Annotated in this window: 13 protein-coding genes; 2 read left to right on the forward strand and 11 right to left on the reverse strand. The window is 62.4% G+C overall.

Annotated elements, in window-relative coordinates; translation table 11 throughout:
• Positions 1–38 precede the first annotated feature (38 nt).
• From paaK to paaA, 11 genes are read right to left on the reverse strand one after another with little or no spacing between them, the layout of a single operon-like run.
• Entirely contained in the window at positions 39–1,355 is a 1,317-nt protein-coding gene (gene paaK, locus ACOI6Z_RS13525) for a phenylacetate--CoA ligase PaaK (RefSeq protein WP_048297408.1), read from the reverse strand.
• Positions 1,356–1,381: 26 nt separating this feature from the next.
• The gene (pcaF, locus tag ACOI6Z_RS13530) at positions 1,382–2,587 is read right to left on the reverse strand and encodes a 3-oxoadipyl-CoA thiolase (protein ID WP_065813092.1); all 1,206 of its coding nucleotides are present in this window, start codon (positions 2,585–2,587) and stop codon (positions 1,382–1,384) included.
• A complete protein-coding gene (gene paaI / locus ACOI6Z_RS13535; RefSeq protein WP_023289458.1) occupies positions 2,587–3,009 on the reverse strand; it encodes a hydroxyphenylacetyl-CoA thioesterase PaaI in 423 nt (140 codons plus the stop codon). Before paaI ends, pcaF begins: the two co-directional genes overlap by 1 nt.
• Entirely contained in the window at positions 2,999–4,423 is a 1,425-nt protein-coding gene (locus ACOI6Z_RS13540; RefSeq protein ID WP_074423667.1) for a 3-hydroxyacyl-CoA dehydrogenase, read from the reverse strand. The genes paaI and ACOI6Z_RS13540 overlap by 11 nt, the downstream gene beginning before the upstream one ends.
• On the reverse strand, positions 4,424–5,212 hold the full coding sequence (gene paaG / locus ACOI6Z_RS13545; RefSeq protein ID WP_420687412.1) for a 2-(1,2-epoxy-1,2-dihydrophenyl)acetyl-CoA isomerase PaaG: 789 nt from the start codon (positions 5,210–5,212) through the stop codon (positions 4,424–4,426).
• A gap of 2 nt (positions 5,213–5,214) precedes the next feature.
• Entirely contained in the window at positions 5,215–5,982 is a 768-nt protein-coding gene (paaF, locus tag ACOI6Z_RS13550; RefSeq protein ID WP_023289455.1) for a 2,3-dehydroadipyl-CoA hydratase PaaF, read from the reverse strand.
• Positions 5,979–7,049, reverse strand: coding sequence for a 1,2-phenylacetyl-CoA epoxidase subunit PaaE (gene paaE, locus ACOI6Z_RS13555; RefSeq protein WP_220280210.1), 1,071 nt, complete (start codon positions 7,047–7,049; stop codon positions 5,979–5,981). Before paaE ends, paaF begins: the two co-directional genes overlap by 4 nt.
• 7 nt (positions 7,050–7,056) lie before the next feature.
• Positions 7,057–7,554, reverse strand: coding sequence for a 1,2-phenylacetyl-CoA epoxidase subunit PaaD (paaD, locus tag ACOI6Z_RS13560; protein WP_023289453.1), 498 nt, complete (start codon positions 7,552–7,554; stop codon positions 7,057–7,059).
• Between the two features lie 11 nt (positions 7,555–7,565).
• Positions 7,566–8,321 (reverse strand): 1,2-phenylacetyl-CoA epoxidase subunit PaaC, encoded by a 756-nt coding sequence (gene paaC / locus ACOI6Z_RS13565; protein ID WP_065813094.1) that lies wholly within the window; start codon positions 8,319–8,321, stop codon positions 7,566–7,568.
• A 7-nt stretch (positions 8,322–8,328) separates the two neighbouring features.
• Entirely contained in the window at positions 8,329–8,616 is a 288-nt protein-coding gene (gene paaB, locus ACOI6Z_RS13570; protein WP_023289451.1) for a 1,2-phenylacetyl-CoA epoxidase subunit PaaB, read from the reverse strand.
• A gap of 11 nt (positions 8,617–8,627) precedes the next feature.
• The gene (paaA, locus tag ACOI6Z_RS13575; RefSeq protein ID WP_050534149.1) at positions 8,628–9,557 is read right to left on the reverse strand and encodes a 1,2-phenylacetyl-CoA epoxidase subunit PaaA; all 930 of its coding nucleotides are present in this window, start codon (positions 9,555–9,557) and stop codon (positions 8,628–8,630) included.
• A gap of 286 nt (positions 9,558–9,843) precedes the next feature.
• On the opposite strand from paaA, the gene paaZ reads away from it, so the two are divergent.
• Both paaZ and tynA read left to right on the forward strand, forming a co-directional pair.
• Positions 9,844–11,889, forward strand: a complete 2,046-nt coding sequence (paaZ, locus tag ACOI6Z_RS13580; RefSeq protein WP_065813095.1) for a phenylacetic acid degradation bifunctional protein PaaZ — start codon at positions 9,844–9,846, stop codon at positions 11,887–11,889.
• A 590-nt stretch (positions 11,890–12,479) separates the two neighbouring features.
• Entirely contained in the window at positions 12,480–14,747 is a 2,268-nt protein-coding gene (gene tynA, locus ACOI6Z_RS13585; RefSeq protein ID WP_065813096.1) for a primary-amine oxidase, read from the forward strand.
• Position 14,748 lies beyond the last annotated feature (1 nt).

Consider the following 14,748-nt stretch of genomic DNA (forward strand, 5'->3'; position numbering starts at 1 on the left):
ACGGCGTAAAGGCCTCAGCCGGGTTATCTGGGAGAGAATTAACCGCTGACCACCGCTTTACGCAGGTCGAATACGCGACAGGCTTTGCCTTCAGAGCGCGGAATGCTGCCGCAGTTGACGATGGTGATATCGGTGGAGATCCCGACCATCGACTTAATGCGGTGGCGCAGCTGGTGACAAATCTGGCAGCGCTGTTCGTGACTCAGGGCCAGCCCGCTCTCTTTCAGCTCCACGCGCACTGCCAGCGAATCGAGATGGCCGCGGCGATTCACCTCCAGCTGATAGTGCGGCGCCAGGTGTTCAAACTTAAGGATCTCTTCTTCCAGCTGCGACGGGAAGACGTTAACCCCGCGGATGATCAGCATATCGTCGCTGCGTCCGCTGATGCGGTCCATACGGCGCATGGTGCGCGCAGTGCCCGGCAGCAGGCGCGTCAGATCGCGGGTACGGTAGCGGATCACCGGCAGCGCCTCTTTGGTCAGCGTGGTGAACAGCAGTTCGCCGTGTTCGCCATCGGCCAGCGGCGTGCCGTCGTCCGGGTTAACGATTTCCGGGAAGAAGTGGTCTTCCCAGATGGTCGGGCCGTCAACGGTTTCCAGACACTCCATCGCCACCCCCGGGCCCATCACCTCTGACAGACCGTAAATATCCAGGGCGGTGATCCCCAGCCGGCGCTCGATCTCCGCGCGCATCGCCAGGGTCCACGGCTCGGCGCCAAAGACGCCGACGCGTAATGAACAGCCGCGGGCATCGCCGGCCATCTGGCGCTCCAGCTCTTCAATCAGATTCAGACAGTATGAGGGCGTCACCATGATCATATCCGGCTGGAAATCGCGGATCAGCTGCGCCTGTTTTTCGGTCTGTCCGCCGGACATCGGGATCACCGTCGCGCCTAAGCGTTCCGCGCCGTAGTGCGCGCCAAGGCCGCCGGTAAACAGGCCGTAGCCGTAGGCGACGTGAATTTTATCTTTCGCCGTGCCGCCGGCGGCGCGCAGCGAACGGGCGACGATATTGGCCCAGTGATCAATATCGTTTTGCGTATAACCCACCACCGTCGGTTTGCCGGTGGTGCCGGATGAGGCATGAATACGCACCACCTGCTCCATCGGCACCGCGAAGGTATCGAAGGGATAGTTGTCGCGCAGATCCTGTTTGGTGGTGCACGGGAATTTGGTCAGGTCGCTCAGTTCGCGGAAGTCGTCAGGGTGCACGCCTGCGGCGTCGAATTTACGACGATACATTGGCACATTGTTATACGCATGATTCAGCGTCCACTTCAGACGCTGGGTTTGCAGGGCCTGCAGCTCATCACGCGAGGCGGTTTCAATCGGATCTAATTTTGTAGTAGTTATCATTGTAGGGTACTCGCAGGTAAATTAGCTCACACTCGCTCGAGGATCATGGCGATGCCCTGACCCACGCCAATACACATCGTACACAACGCATAGCGCCCGCCGCGGCGCTGCAGCTCAAGGCTGGCGCTCAGCGCCAGACGCGCGCCGCTCATGCCCAGCGGATGGCCTAAAGCGATGGCGCCGCCGTTGGGATTCACATGCGCCGCATCGTCCGGCACGCCGAGCTGTCTGAGCACCCCCAGCGCCTGGGCGGCGAAGGCCTCATTCAGCTCAATCAGATCCATATCGTTAATATTGAGCCCCGCCCGCTCCAGCACTTTACGCACCGCCGGTACCGGCCCCAGCCCCATCAGGCGCGGCTCGACGCCCGCCGTCGCCATCGCCACGATCCGCGCCCGCGGCGTGAGCCCCTGGCTAGCGGCCTGCTGTTCGCTGGCGATGATCAGCGCCGCGGCGCCGTCGTTAACGCCGGAAGCATTGCCCGCGGTAATGACGCCGCCTTGACGGAACGGCGCTTTCAGTTGCGCCAGCTGCTCAAGCGTGGTTTCCGGTCGCGGATGCTCGTCCTCGTGCACGTCGCTAAGCGCCCCTTTCCGGCCGACAACCTGCACCGGCACGATCTCCTGCGCCAGAATGCCGTCGCGCTGGGCCTGCGCCGTGCGCTGCTGGCTGCGCCAGGCGAAAGCATCCTGATCGGCGCGGCTGATATTTAACAATTCGGCTACATTCTCGGCGGTTTCCGGCATGCTGTCAGTTCCGAAGTGTTGCGCCATGAGCGGGTTCACAAAACGCCAGCCAATGGTGGTGTCGAACAGCTCCGCCTGACGCTGATACGGCGCGCTGGCCTTCCCCATCACAAACGGCGCGCGCGACATCGACTCCACGCCGCCGGCGATCAGCAGATCGGCATCGCCGGCTTTGATCGCCCGGGCGGCAAAACCGACGGCGTCCAGCCCGGAGCCGCACAGGCGGTTGAGGGTGGTACCCGGCACCGTATGCGGGTAGCCGGCCAGCAGCGTCGCCATATGCGCCACATTGCGGTTATCTTCGCCCGCCTGATTCGCGCAGCCGTAAATCACATCATCGATCGCGGTCGGGTCAAGCCTGGGGTTGCGGCTCAGCAGCGCACGCAGCGGGATCGCCGCCAGGTCGTCGGCGCGCACGCTGGCCAGCGCGCCGCCGTAGCGGCCAATCGGCGTGCGGATCCCGTCACAAATAAAGGCCTCGCGCATTACACTTCTCCTGTGATTGTGCCGCCGATGCGGTGCGATTTGCCGCGAAAGAGGGCCACAATTTTTTGCTGTTGATTAACAATTTCAATGTCGTAGACCCCGGTCAGCTTGCCCTGCTGTTTGACTCTGGCGGTGGCGACCAGCCGGTCGCCGGCAAACGCCGGGCGGAGAAAATCAATGCTGGCCGCCGAAGCCACCGCCGCCAGCCCCTGGCTGTTACAGGCGTAGGCGAAAGCGGTATCGGCAAGGGTAAATAGCTGACCGCCGTGGCAGGTTTGATGGCCGTTAAGCATGTCCGGCGAGACGGTCATGGTCATCTGCGCAAAACCGTCGTCCATCTCGATGAGTTCGATCCCCATCGTTCTGGCGCAGGTATCTTTTTCATACATCGCGCGCGCGTTGCGCCAGGCGTCATTGCTCATGGTGCTTCTCCATCAGCGCCTTCTGGCGCAACAGGGAGCCGGGGCGATAGCGCTCCTCGCCATAATGGTGGTGTAGGTTCTCCAGCAGGCGCAGCACGCGGCGCCAGCCGAGGCTGTCCCCCCACGCCAGCGGGCCCTGCGGGTAATTGACGCCCAGACGCATGGCGGTATCGATATCCTGTGCGCTGGCCACCCCTTTCTGTAGTGCATCCAGCGCTTCGTTAATCAGCATCGCCACCGTGCGCCACACCAGCAGGCCGGGATAATCGGCGATACGCAGCACGTTCTTGCCCTGCTGCTGGAAGTAGTGCACCGCTTTGTCCGTCGCCGCCGGCGCGTTGGTCGCCGCTGCGGCCAGCACTACCGTATCGCTGGCGCACAGGTCATACACCACCACCGGACGGCGATGCTTAACGCTCAGCGCCAGGGCAGTCTCGCCTTCGGTCTCCAGCAACAGCAGCTCGTCCAGCTTGGTGACACTGTCACTTATAGTGATGACGGATTGGGCGCCATGGGCAACCGGCGGCAGCGCCGCCGCCGTCCTGACTTCCGCAGGCCAGCGATAGACGCCATGGCCGCTCTTTTTGCCCAGCCGCCCGGCCAGCGCCAGCTCTTGCTGGAGTAGCGATGGCAGGTAGCGGCGGTCCTGCCAGAAAGCGTTAAATACCGAGCAGGTCACGGCGAAGTTGACGTCCTGGCCAATCAGGTCCGTCAGCGCCAGGGGCCCCATCGGGAAACCGCCGCCGTCACGCAAAGCGGCATCGATAACCTCCGGGGCAGCCACCTGCTCCTCCAGCGCCCGCCAGGCTTCGGCGTAGAATGGACGCGCCACGCGATTAACGATAAAGCCGGGCGTCGAGCGGCAGCGCACCGGCCGTTTCCCCCAGCCGCTCACGCACTGGCACAACTGCTCCACCACTTCCGCAGACGTCGCCAGGCCGCTGACGACTTCCACCAGCTTCATGACCGGCGCCGGATTAAAGAAGTGCAGCCCGGCGACGCGTTCGGGATGCTTTACCCCGGCGGCGATGGCGGTAATCGAAATCGACGAGGTGTTGCTGGTGAGCAACGTTGACGGCGCGCAGATTGTCGCCAGCTGCGCGAACAGCGCCGTTTTTACCTCCAGGCGTTCAGAGGCCGCTTCGATCACTAAATCTGCGTCGGCCAGCGCGGCTAAATCGTGGGCCGGATGCAGGCGTGCCAGCAGCGCGTCGGCCTGCTCTGACGCCAGTTTGCCGCGCTCGACCCGTGAGGCGAGCCGCCTGGCAATACCCTCGATCGCCCGGGCGATGGCCTGATGATCGATGTCGTAAATCAGCACCGGATGCCCGGCGGCAGCCGCCACTTCGGCGATGCCGGCCCCCATGGTGCCGCTGCCGATCACCGCCACGTTGGCTATGGATGTCGTCATCATCTATTTCCCGCTGAACTGTGGTGGCCGTTTGGCCAGAAATGCGCTGACCCCTTCGCGGTAATCATCGCTGCGCCCGGCGAGGCGTTGATAATCGCGCTCCAGGTCCAGCTGCGCGTCGAGACCGTTGGTTTCCGCCGCCAGCAGCGCCTTTTTAATCAGCCCAAGACCCAACGTCGGCTGAGCCGCCAGATGGCGCGCCAGCTGCAGACTGGTGTCCGCCAGTTCGGCATCATCCACCAGCTGCCAGATCATCCCCCACTGCGCGGCCTGTTCCGCGCTGAGGCTATCGCCCAGCAGCGCCAGCCCCATGGCGCGCGCGCGGCCGGCCACCCGCGGCAGGAACCAGCTGCCGCCGCAGTCCGGCACCAGCCCGAGCTTGCTGAAGGCCATCACAAACTTGGCCGAACGCGCGGCCAGCACGATATCGCAGCCCAGCGCCAGGGTGGCCCCTGCGCCAGCGGCTACGCCGTTGACCGCGCAAATCACCGGTTTCGGCAGCGCCGCCAGACGACGCACTAACGGGTTGTAAAAGCGTTCCACCGACAGGCCGAGATCCGGCGGCGGGCCGCTGGGGTCGACGTTGCGGTCGTTCAAATCCTGGCCGGCGCAAAAGCCGCAGCCGGCGCCGGTGATCAGCAGGCAACGCACGCCGTCGTCGCGCTCGGCCTGCTTCAGGCATTCCGCCAGCTGTTGATGCATCAGGTCGTTAAAACTGTTGAGGCGGTCCGGGCGATTGAGGGTAATGGTCATGACGCCCTGTTCCACTGCGCTGAGAATGAAAGCTTCCACGATTAGCGTCCTTTAAAGTCCGGGGTACGTTTTTGTAAGAAGGCGTCGATGCCTTCGCGGCGGTCTTCGGTGGCGCTCAGCAGGGTGAACAGCTGGCGCTCCTGCTGGAGACCGGCCTGCAGGCTCACCTCCTGCGACAGGCGCAGCGACTGTTTCGCCGCCCGGAGCGCCAGCGGCGCGTGGCGGGCGATGGTGGTCGCCAGTTGCAGGGCATATTCATCGGTTAACGCCGCCGGATGGATATCGCTTACCAGTCCGGCCTGCTGCGCCTGACGGGCGTCAATACTCTCGCCGCTCAGCACCATCCGGCTGGCCAGCGCCTTGCCAACGCTGCGGATCAGCCGCTGGGTGCCGCCAGCGCCCGGCATGATGCCGAGGGTAATTTCCGGCAGGCCAAAGCGGGCGTTGTCCCCGGCGACAATCAGGTCGCACAGCAGGGCCAGCTCGCAGCCCGCGCCAAGGGCGTAACCGTTGACCGAGGCGATCAGCGGTTTGGGGAAGGCATCGATACGCGCCCACAGCCGCGGGCGGATATCATCCAGGGTCGCCGGGAGATCTTTCTCCGCCATCTCGTTCAGGTCGGCTCCGGCGGCAAAGAAGCGCGGATTGCCGCTGATGACGCAGACGCTGACGTTGTCATCAGCGGCCGCGGCCTCCAGCGCCTCGGCAATCCGGGTTAATAAGGCATTGTTCAGCGCGTTGCGGGCCTGCGGACGGTTGAGCGTCAGCTGCAGCACCCGGCCATGGCGGTGGATCATCAGCTCGCTCATGCCATCCCCCGCGCGTCAAAGTCGACCACCACGTCGCCGCTGGTGGGCAGCGCCTGGCAGCTCAGCACGTAACCCGCCGCCAGCTCATCCGCTTCGAGGCTATAGTTGGCGGCCATCGCCACTTCGCCGCGCAGCACTTTGCATTTACAGGTGGCGCACACCCCTCCCTTGCAGGCAAACGGCAGGTCTGCCCCCTGGCGCAATGCGGCATCCAGAATGCTGTCGTCTTCGGCGCTGAGGGCGATCAGCCGATCGCGCCCGTCCTGGCGGATGGTTACCGTGCGCCCTTCCGCCTGCACCCCGGCGGCGCGCTTAACGCTGCCGCCCGGCGTATTGAAGCGTTCGAGATGAATGGCGTGCTCCGGCACGCCGAGCTCGCGCAGGGTCGTTTCCGCCTCATCCATCATCGTCGCCGGGCCGCAGATAAAGGCCTCGTCGAAACGGCTGAAATCCAGCAGATGGTCCGCGAGCTGGCGCAGTTTGTCGCCATCGATGCGCCCCTGCAGCAGATCGCTGTCCATCGACTCCTGGCTGAACAGATGCACCACCTGCAGGCGCTGCGGATAGCGGTCTTTTAAATCGGCCAGCGCCTGGCGGAACATCATGCTGTGGCTGCTGCGGTTGCCGTAGATCAGCGTGAAGCGGCTGTGCGGCTCGGTGGCCAGGGTGACGCTAACGATCGCCATCATCGGCGTGATCCCGGAGCCGGCGGCGATCGCCAGATAGTCGCCCTGCCGTTCTGCCTGCGGCTGATAGCCGAAATGCCCCTGCGGCACCATTACCTCCAGCTCCATCCCCTGCTGGATAGCGTGCTGGGCGAAGCGCGAGAAGCGCCCGCCGTCGATGGCTTTGACCGCGACGCTGATCTCTCCCGGCGTAGGGCTGCGGCAGATGGAGTAACAGCGGCGCAGCTCTTCACCGCCCAGTCGGGCTTTCAGCGTCAGATGCTGGCCCGGACGAAAGCAGTACTCCGCCTGCAGGGCTTGCGGAATCGCAAACGTAATGGTCACCGCATCGCGGGTTTCCGGCTCGACTCTCGCGACCTTAAGCGCATGGAACGTCGTCATGGCAACCTCAAATACATTTAAAGTAATCAAAGGGTTCCCGGCAGCTGTCGCAGCGATAGAGCGCTTTGCAGGCCGTGGAACCGAATTCGCTAATCAGCGAGGTGCGGGTGCTGCCGCAGCGCGGACAGCTCACCTCGGCGGGCATTTCCGCGTGGCAGGCGTGCCCCTGCGGCGGGCTGATGCCGTACTGGCGCAGGCGCTCGCGGGCCTCCTGGCTCATCCAGTCGGTGGTCCACGGCGGGTCCAGCTGCAGGACGATGTGGACCGGCAGATAACCATGCTCGCTCATCACCGCGCGGATCTCGCTCAGCAGATGCTCCGTCGCCGGGCACCCTGAATAAGTCGGGGTAAAGCCAATCACCCAGCCGTCGCCGTGGCGCGCGACGCTGCGCACCATGCCGAGATCGGTGATGGTGAGTACCGGCACTTCCGGATCCGGGATCGCGCTTAACACTCCCCAGATGGCGCGCACCTCGGCGGGAGCGATGTCATCTAAACGTTGCATCGTCCCCTCCCTTACCACTGCAGGCCGGGATGGGAACGCTGCAGATATTGCATCTCCGCCAGCAGCGGGCCGAGATGTTCACTGTGCAGCCCCTGTTTACCGCCGCTGCGAAAGGCCGCTTCCTGCGGGACCGCTAAGCCTGAGTCAAGCAGCGCGGTATGCACGGTGCTTTGCCATTCGGCCTGAAGCTCGCGCGGATCAACCGCAATGCCCTGCCCGGCCAGGCTGAGCTCCAGGTCATCGGCAAGGAACAGTTCGCCGGTAAAGCGCCACAGATTGTCGACCGCCTGCTGCATTTTGCGATTTGAAACCTCGGTGCCGTGACCAAGACGCTCCAGCCAGCCGCGGCTGAAGCGCTGGTGGTAGCGCACCTCTTTCAGCCCTTTGGCGGCAATGGCCGCCAGCTGCGCGTCGCGGCTGTTCACCAGCCGGCTGTACAGGGCGACGTGCCAGACGTCGATAAAGAACTGGCGGGCGATGGTGTCGGCAAAATTGCCGTTCGGTTGCTCCACCAGCAGCAGGTTGCTGAACTGGCGCTCATCGCGGCCAAAGGCCAGGGTATCTTCATCGCCGCAGCCGTTAAGCTCGGCGGCATAGCTCAAAAAGTTGCGCGCCTGGCCAAGCAGATCGAGGCCGATATTGGCCAATGCGAGATCGATCTCCAGCTCCGGGGCATGGCCGCACCAGGCGCCTAAGCGCTGGGCCAGCACCAGGCCGTTGTCGCCAAGACGCAGAGCGTAGGCGGCTACAGGATTGGGGTTATTCATCGCCGCCTCACATGTGTTCCATGCCGTCCGGCACGGTATAGAAGGTCGGATGACGGTAGACTTTGCTTTCCGCCGGGTCGAAGAATTCGCCGCGCGCTTCCGGCTGCGAGGCGACGATTTCGCTGGCCTTCACCACCCAAATGGAGCAGCCTTCGCTGCGGCGGGTGTAGGCGTCGCGGGCGTTCTCCAGCGCCATTTGATCGTCGGCGGCATGCAGGCTGCCGACGTGACGATGGGAAAGCCCCTGTTTGCTGCGAACGAACACTTCATATAACGGCCAGTAAACTTTGCTCATGTTGTCTCTCCTTATGCCGCGCTGCGGGCCTGCTGTTTTTGCGCATGTGCCAGCGCGGCTTCGCGAACCCACTCGCCCTCTTCCCAGGCCTTACGCTTGGCGGCCAGCCGCTCGTGGTTGCACACGCCACGGCCGCTAATCACCTCGTTAAACTCCTGCCAGTCGATCTCGCCGAAGCGGTAGTGGCCGCTGGCTTCATCAAAGTGCAACTCCGGGTCCGGGACGGTCATGCCGAGGATCGCCACCTGCGGCACGGTGTTGTCGACGAAGCGTTGACGCAGCTCGTCGTTGGAGTGCAGTTTGATTTTCCACGCCATGCTGCGGGCGCTGTTCGGCGAGTTGTCGTCGTTGGGGCCAAACATCATCAGCGCCGGCCACCAGAAGCGATTAATGGCGTCCTGCAGCATCTGCCGCTGGGCGTCATTACCCTGCGCCAGCGCCATGCAGGCTTCGAATCCCTGGCGCTGGTGAAAGCTCTCTTCTTTGCAGATTTTGACCATCGCCCGGGCATAGGGGCCGTAGGACGTCCGGCACAGCGCCACCTGGTTGACGATGGCCGCGCCATCGACCAGCCAGCCGATCACGCCGATATCGGCCCAGCTCAGCGTCGGGTAGTTAAAAATGGAGGAGTATTTCATCTGCCCGTCGAGCATCTTCTGATACAGATCTTCCCGCGCGCAGCCGAGGGTTTCCGCGGCGCTATAGAGATACAGCCCGTGGCCGGCCTCATCCTGCACTTTAGCCAGCAGGATCGCTTTGCGGCGCAGAGTGGGCGCCCGGGTGATCCAGTTGCCTTCCGGCAGCATGCCGACGATTTCCGAGTGCGCATGCTGACCAATCTGACGGATCAGGGTTTTACGATAGGCATCCGGCATCCAGTCCTGCGGTTCGATGGCCGTTTCCTGCGCGATGCGCTGGTCAAAGCGTTGTTCTTCTGTCACGTCATCACCTTTATGATTCCGATATTCACATCACAACCGTTTATGTGAATCACTTTATTTATTGAAGGTTACATATTGGTTAAAGAAAACCACAAATTTTGTTTACTCTTTTTGTGATAGCCTCCGCAAAACCTTTTGTAAACCTCAACAAATACAGTTAATTAGGTCGAAAACATAACGTCATCGCGATCACAATGTTAATAATTTATTAAATACGCGCTTGCATTTTATGATTCATAAAAGAACTATTTATAGACATTCCACGTAACATATTTGGAGATTCGCGATGCAGCAGTTAGCCAGCTACTTATCCGGCGCCTGGCAGACCGGCCGGGGCCGCGCCCGTACTATCCATCACGCCATCACCGGCGCGGCGCTGTGGGAGGTGACCAGCGAAGGCCTGGATATGGCGCAGGCGCGCCGCTTCGCAATTGAGCGCGGCGGTCAGGCTCTGCAAGCCATGACCTTTATTGAACGCAGCACGATGTTAAAAGCGGTAGCGAAACATCTGCTGGAGCAGAAAGACCAGTTCTACGCGATTTCCGCGCAAACCGGCGCCACCCGCGCCGACAGCTGGGTGGATATCGAAGGCGGCATCGGCACCCTTTTCACCTATGCCGGGCTCGGTAGTCGCGAACTGCCGGACGATATCCTGTGGCCGGAAGACGAGCTGATCCCGCTCTCTAAACAGGGCGGTTTTGCCGCGCGTCACGTGCTGACCTCAAAATCAGGCGTCGCTGTGCATATCAACGCCTTCAACTTCCCCTGCTGGGGAATGCTGGAAAAACTGGCCCCCACCTGGCTGGCCGGCATGCCGGCGATCGTTAAACCGGCCACCGCCACCGCCCAGCTCACCCAGGCCATGGTGAAGGCGATTGTCGACAGCGGCCTGGTGCCGGAAGGCGCCATCAGCCTGATTTGCGGCGGCGCGGGCGATCTTCTCGACCATCTCGACAGCCAGGACGTGGTGACCTTTACCGGCTCAGCCGCCACCGGCCAGCAGCTGCGGTCGCACCCCAACCTGGTGGCCAAATCGATTCCCTTTACCATGGAAGCGGATTCGCTCAACTGCTGTGTGTTAGGCGAAGACGTCACGCCGGAGCAGCCGGAGTTCGCGCTGTTTATCCGGGAAGTGGTCCGCGAGATGACGGCGAAAGCCGGGCAAAAATGTACCGCTATCCGCCGCATCATCGTCCCGCTGGCGCAGATCAATGCGGTTAGCGATGCGCTGATCGCCCGCCTGCATAAAGTGACCGTCGGCGACCCGGCGCAGGAAGGGATTAAGATGGGGGCGCTGGTTAATCACGAGCAGCGTCAGGACGTTCAGGAGAGCGTCAATAAACTGATTGCCGCCGGCTGCGAAGCGCTGCTTGGCGGACAGGCGGACCTCAGCGCGGCCGGGGCCTTTTTCCCGCCGACGCTGCTCTACTGCGCGCAGCCGGATGAAACCCCGGCGGTTCACGCCATTGAAGCCTTTGGTCCGGTGGCGACCCTGATGCCCTACCAGGATCGCCAGCATGCCCTGGCGCTGGCTCGTGCCGGCGGCGGCAGCCTGGCGGGCACCCTGGTCACCGCCAGCGGCGAACTGGCGCGCGAGTTTATCCTCGGCGCCGCCCGCGCCCATGGCCGTATTCAGATACTGAACGAGGCGTCCTCGGTCGAGTCAACCGGCCACGGTTCGCCGCTGCCGCAGCTGGTGCACGGCGGCCCCGGCCGCGCCGGCGGCGGCGAAGAGCTCGGCGGACTGCGTTCGGTGAAACACTATATGCAGCGCACCGCCGTCCAGGGCAGCCCGACGATGCTGGCGACCATTGGCCAGCAGTGGGTGCGCGGCGCCCAGGTGAGCGAAGACCGCATTCACCCGTTCCGCAAATATTTCGAAGAGATCCAGCCCGGCGACAGTTTGCTGACCCCGCGGCGGACCCTGACCGAAGCGGATATCGTTAACTTCGCCTGTCTGAGCGGCGACCATTTCTACGCCCACATGGACAAAATCGCCGCCGCCGACTCGATTTTCGGCGAGCGCGTGGTCCACGGTTATTTCCTGATCTCCGCGGCGGCCGGTCTGTTCGTCGATGCCGGCGTCGGGCCGGTTATCGCCAACTACGGCATGGAAAACCTGCGCTTTATTGAACCGGTCAAGCCGGGAGATACCATCCAGGTGCGTCTGACCTGTAAGCGGAAAACCGTTAAACGTCAGCGTAGCGCCGAGGAGAAAGCTACCGGCGTGGTGGAATGGGCGGTGGAGATTTTCAACCAGCACCAGCAGGCGGTGGCGCTGTATTCCATTCTGACCCTGGTGGCGCGCCAGCAGGGGGATTTCCTGGCGTAATGGCGGAAAATTGACCGCTGGCGCTCTGTTGGCCGTTTCTTGAGCCATTGAGACTGCAAGCGGTTTGCAACGGTTTCGCCGCGGGAAGTCCTTTATGTTATCTGCGGCTTCAGCGTAGTTTGCGCGGGCCTACTGGCAGTCAGACCCGGACAGGTAGGCCGGGTAAGGCGCAGCCGCCACCCGGCACAAAACCTGCTCCGTGCCCGCGGTCTTTGCCCGGCGGCGCTGCGCTTGCGCGGGCCTACTGGCAATCAGACCCGGACAGGTAGGCCGGGTAAGGCGCAGCCGCCACCCGGCACAAAACCGGCTCCGTGCCCGCTGTCCTTGCCCGGCGGCGCTGCGCTTGCGCGGACCTACTGGCAGTCAGACCCGGACAGGTAGGCCGGGTAAGGCGCAGCCGCCACCCGGCACAAAACCGGCGCACGTGCTCCATGCCTCTGCGGAGGCATTTTTTACGTCCGTCTGGCAAACCTGACAAATAACCTGGCAAGAGCAAACAAACGCCCCGGCGCCGCGGGCTGGTAGCTTAAGGGTGACAAAGCCGACATTCGCAGCGGCAAAAGACAACACAACAATAAGATGAGGTCATCATGGCAAACGGCTTGAAATTTTCCCCTCGTAAAACCGCGCTGGCGCTGGCCGTGGCGGTGGTTTGCGCCTGGCAATCCCCGGTCTTCGCTCACGGCAGCGAGGCGCACATGGTGCCACTGGATAAAACGCTGGAGGCGTTTGGCGCTGACGTGCAGTGGGACGACTATGCGCAAATGTTTACCCTGATAAAAGACGGCGCTTACGTCAAAGTGAAGCCCGGCGCTAAAACCGCGATCGTCAACGGCAAAACCCTTGATCTGCCGGTGCCGGTGGTGATGAAGGACGGTAAAGCCTGGGTCTCCGATACCTTTATCAACGACGTGTTCCAGTCCGGTCTCGACCAGACCTTCCAGGTGGAAAAGCGCCCTCACCCATTAAACTCGCTCTCGGCAGCGGAAATCAGCGACGCGGTGACCATTGTCAAAGCCGCGCCGGAATTCCAGCCTAATACCCGGTTTAGCGAAATTTCCCTGCATGAGCCGGATAAAGCGGCGGTATGGGCCTTCGCCCTGCAGGGTACACCAGTGGATGCGCCGCGCACTGCCGATGTGGTGATGCTGGATGGCAAACAGGTGATGGAGGCCGTGGTCGATCTGCAACACAAAAAAATCCTCTCATGGACGCCGATCAAAGGCGCCCACGGCATGGTGCTGCTCGATGATTTCGCCAGCGTGCAAAACATCATCAACGCCAGCAGTGAATTCGCGGCGGTGCTGAAAAAGCACGGGATTACCGATCCTGGAAAAGTGGTCACCACCCCGCTCACCGTTGGCTACTTCGATGGCAAAGATGGTCTGCAGCAGGATGCGCGCCTGCTGAAGGTGGTCAGCTATCTCGATACCGGCGACGGCAACTACTGGGCGCACCCGATTGAAAACCTGGTGGCGGTGGTCGACCTGGAAGCGAAGAAAATCATCAAAATCGAGGAAGGCCCGGTGATCCCGGTGCCGATGGAACCGCGGCCGTATGATGGCCGGGACCGCAACGCCCCGGCGGTGAAACCGCTGGATATTACTGAACCGGAAGGCAAAAACTACACCATTACCGGGGATACCATTCACTGGCGGAACTGGGATTTCCACCTGCGTCTTAACTCGCGCGTCGGGCCCATCCTCTCGACGGTGACCTACAACGATAACGGCAAAAAACGCCAGGTGATGTATGAAGGTTCCCTCGGCGGGATGATCGTCCCCTACGGCGACCCGGACGTCGGCTGGTATTTCAAAGCCTATCTGGACTCCGGCGATTACGGCATGGGCACCCTGACCTCGCCGATTGTACGCGGCAAAGACGCGCCGTCGAATGCGGTGCTGCTGGATGAAACCATCGCCGACTACACCGGCGCGCCGACCACCATCCCGCACGCTGTCGCCATCTTCGAGCGCTACGCCGGGCCGGAATATAAGCACCTGGAGATGGGCAAGCCCAACGTCAGTACCGAGCGCCGGGAGCTGGTGGTGCGCTGGATCAGCACCGTCGGCAACTACGACTATATCTTTGACTGGGTATTCCACGACAACGGCACCATCGGTATCGACGCCGGCGCCACCGGGATTGAGGCGGTGAAAGGCGTGCTGGCGAAGACCATGCACGACCCCAGCGCCAAAGAGGATACCCGCTACGGAACGCTGATCGACCATAATATTGTCGGCACCACCCACCAGCATATCTATAACTTCCGCCTCGACCTCGACGTGGACGGCGAAAACAACACCCTGGTGGCGATGGACCCGGAGGTGAAGCCCAACACCGCCGGCGGCCCGCGCACCAGCACCATGCAGGTGAATCAGTACACGATCGACAGCGAACAGAAAGCGGCGCAGAAATTCGACCCGGGCACGATTCGCCTGCTGAGCAACACCAGCAAAGAGAACCGCATGGGCAACCCGGTCTCTTACCAGATCATCCCTTACGCCGGCGGCACCCATCCGGCGGCGACCGGCGCCAAATTCGCCCCGGACGAGTGGATCTACCATCGTCTGAGCTTTATGGATAAACAGCTGTGGGTGACGCGCTACCACCCGAGCGAACGCTATCCGGAAGGCAAATACCCCAACCGCTCCGCTCACGATTCCGGGTTAGGCCAGTATGCGAAGGACGATGAGTCGCTGACGCACCAGGATGACGTGGTGTGGATCACCACCGGCACCACCCATGTGGCGCGGGCTGAAGAGTGGCCGATCATGCCCACCGAATGGGCGCACGCCCTGCTGAAGCCATGGAACTTCTTTGACGAAACGCCGACCCTCGGCGAGAAGAAACAGTAAT

Source organism: Klebsiella sp. C239 (assembly GCF_048822715.1).
GTDB classification, from domain to species: domain Bacteria; phylum Pseudomonadota; class Gammaproteobacteria; order Enterobacterales; family Enterobacteriaceae; genus Klebsiella; species Klebsiella quasipneumoniae.

What these genes read in the sequence shown, in the direction of transcription:
- paaK (WP_048297408.1), bottom strand. Translation starts at nt 1,355, where the DNA reads ATGATAACTACTACAAAATTAGATCCGATTGAAACCGCCTCGCGTGAT.
- pcaF (WP_065813092.1), bottom strand. Translation starts at nt 2,587, where the DNA reads ATGCGCGAGGCCTTTATTTGTGACGGGATCCGCACGCCGATTGGCCGC.
- paaI (WP_023289458.1), bottom strand. Translation starts at nt 3,009, where the DNA reads ATGAGCAATGACGCCTGGCGCAACGCGCGCGCGATGTATGAAAAAGAT.
- ACOI6Z_RS13540 (WP_074423667.1), bottom strand. Translation starts at nt 4,423, where the DNA reads ATGATGACGACATCCATAGCCAACGTGGCGGTGATCGGCAGCGGCACC.
- paaF (WP_023289455.1), bottom strand. Translation starts at nt 5,982, where the DNA reads ATGAGCGAGCTGATGATCCACCGCCATGGCCGGGTGCTGCAGCTGACG.
- paaE (WP_220280210.1), bottom strand. Translation starts at nt 7,049, where the DNA reads ATGACGACGTTCCATGCGCTTAAGGTCGCGAGAGTCGAGCCGGAAACC.
- paaD (WP_023289453.1), bottom strand. Translation starts at nt 7,554, where the DNA reads ATGCAACGTTTAGATGACATCGCTCCCGCCGAGGTGCGCGCCATCTGG.
- paaC (WP_065813094.1), bottom strand. Translation starts at nt 8,321, where the DNA reads ATGAATAACCCCAATCCTGTAGCCGCCTACGCTCTGCGTCTTGGCGAC.
- paaB (WP_023289451.1), bottom strand. Translation starts at nt 8,616, where the DNA reads ATGAGCAAAGTTTACTGGCCGTTATATGAAGTGTTCGTTCGCAGCAAA.
- paaZ (WP_065813095.1), top strand. Translation starts at nt 9,844, where the DNA reads ATGCAGCAGTTAGCCAGCTACTTATCCGGCGCCTGGCAGACCGGCCGG.
- tynA (WP_065813096.1), top strand. Translation starts at nt 12,480, where the DNA reads ATGGCAAACGGCTTGAAATTTTCCCCTCGTAAAACCGCGCTGGCGCTG.